The following is a 1608-nucleotide window of genomic DNA, read 5'->3' on the forward strand; positions in this document are numbered from 1 at the left end:
CGGATGGGCGACGAACGACGCGCAGTCGGACGGCTCAGGGCACTGACGGAAGATGTCCAGGTTCCCGGCGATGAGCCGCCGGTCGGCGACGGGGTTCTTGGCGTCGCCGAGCATCGCGCGCTCGACCCCGTACCTGAGCAGGGAGTAGGCGTCTTTGGCGTAGTAGGTCTCGTCGAAGACGACGGCCTTGGGCTCGCCGAGGCGGACGAAACGCAACAGGCCGCCGAAGAGGGCGACCAGGAGCGGGCCCGCCCAGCCTAAGAGCGGCCGCCCCTGGAACGGCGGGACCAGCCGTCGTGCCGTCTCCCCCATGTCGATCACCCTATGCGTTTGTGCACCAGGTCATACAGCTCGCGTCTCGGCACCCCCGCGCCCTTGGCGACGTCGGCGATGGCGGTCCTGCGCTGCTCGCCCTCGGCCACCCGGCGGTCGACCTCGGCGACCAGTTCGTCCATGTCGGGCTCGCCCGCGCCGGGCACGCGGCCCGCGACGACCACGGTGATCTCGCCCTTGACGCCGCCCGCGGCCCACTCGGCCAGCTCGCCGAGACCGCCGCGGCGCACCTCCTCGTACGTCTTGGTCAGCTCGCGGCAGACGGCGGCGGGCCGGTCGGGCCCGAACGCCTCGGCCATCGCGCCCAGCGACTCGGCCAGCCGGTGGGGGGCCTCGAAGAAGACCATCGTCCGCTCCTCGGCGGCCAGCGCGGACAACCGCCGCGCCCGGTCGCCGGTCTTGCGCGGCGGGAAGCCCTCGAAGCAGAACCTGTCGCTGGCCAGCCCCGACACGGCCAGGGCCGTGGTGACGGCGCTCGGCCCCGGCAGCGCGGTCACCGTGATGCCCGCCTCGACCGCCAGGTGGGTCAGGCGGTAGCCGGGGTCGGACACCCCGGGCATCCCGGCGTCGGTGATGACCACGACCGTGCGGCCCTGTCTCAGCGCCTCGACGAGCTCCTGGGCGCGGCCCGCCTCGTTCTGGTCGTAGTAGGACACCACCCGGCCGCTGATCTCCACGCCCAGCTCGGTCGCGAGCCTGCGCAGCCGTCTGGTGTCCTCGGCGGCCACCACGTCGGCGCCGGCGAGCACCTCCCGCAGCCGTGGCGAGACGTCACCCGCCTGGCCAATGGGCGCTCCGGCCAGCACCAATCTGCCTTCTCCAGTCACCCGACCATTGTGGCAGGGCATACCAATTAGACCGTGATTCTTGCAGTACCTAACGGCTTGGGGCCCGTACGATGTCCGAATGGCGGTGACCGATTCCCCGTACCAGGCCTACGACAACCCGGAGGTCGGCGAGAGCCATTCGCAGACGCGGTCCCTGCGTGACCGGGTGATCCCCCCCATGCGCGGCAGCGTCCTTTGGGGGTGGGTCGGCCCGCTGCTCGTCACGCTCTTCGGCGGGATCCTGCGCTTCGTCAACCTGGGCCACCCTCGGGCCGTGGTCTTCGACGAGACCTACTACATGAAGGACGCCTTCTCCCTGATCAACTGGGGCGTCGAGCGCGTCACGATCAAGGACGCGGACAAGGCGATCCTGGCCGGGAAGACCGACATCTGGCAGTCGTGCACGCAGGAGACCCTCGACAAGTGCGCCTCGTACGTGGTGCACCCC

At 70.8% G+C, this 1608-nt stretch carries 1 protein-coding gene and 2 pseudogenes; 1 reads left to right on the forward strand and 2 read right to left on the reverse strand.

Going from position 1 to position 1608, the window contains the following annotated elements:
- Both ACIHAD_RS48825 and rsmI read right to left on the reverse strand, forming a co-directional pair.
- Positions 1–312: pseudogene (locus ACIHAD_RS48825) on the reverse strand (phospholipid carrier-dependent glycosyltransferase); the annotation flags it as partial.
- A 5-nt stretch (positions 313–317) separates the two neighbouring features.
- Positions 318–1160, reverse strand: coding sequence for a 16S rRNA (cytidine(1402)-2'-O)-methyltransferase (gene rsmI, locus ACIHAD_RS48830; protein ID WP_397361747.1), 843 nt, complete (start codon positions 1158–1160; stop codon positions 318–320).
- Positions 1161–1239: 79 nt separating this feature from the next.
- Between rsmI and ACIHAD_RS48835 the strand changes: the two are divergent.
- Positions 1240–1608 (forward strand): annotated as a pseudogene (locus ACIHAD_RS48835) (phospholipid carrier-dependent glycosyltransferase); the annotation flags it as partial.

The organism is Nonomuraea sp. NPDC052265 (assembly GCF_044547985.1).
GTDB lineage: Bacteria > Actinomycetota > Actinomycetes > Streptosporangiales > Streptosporangiaceae > Nonomuraea.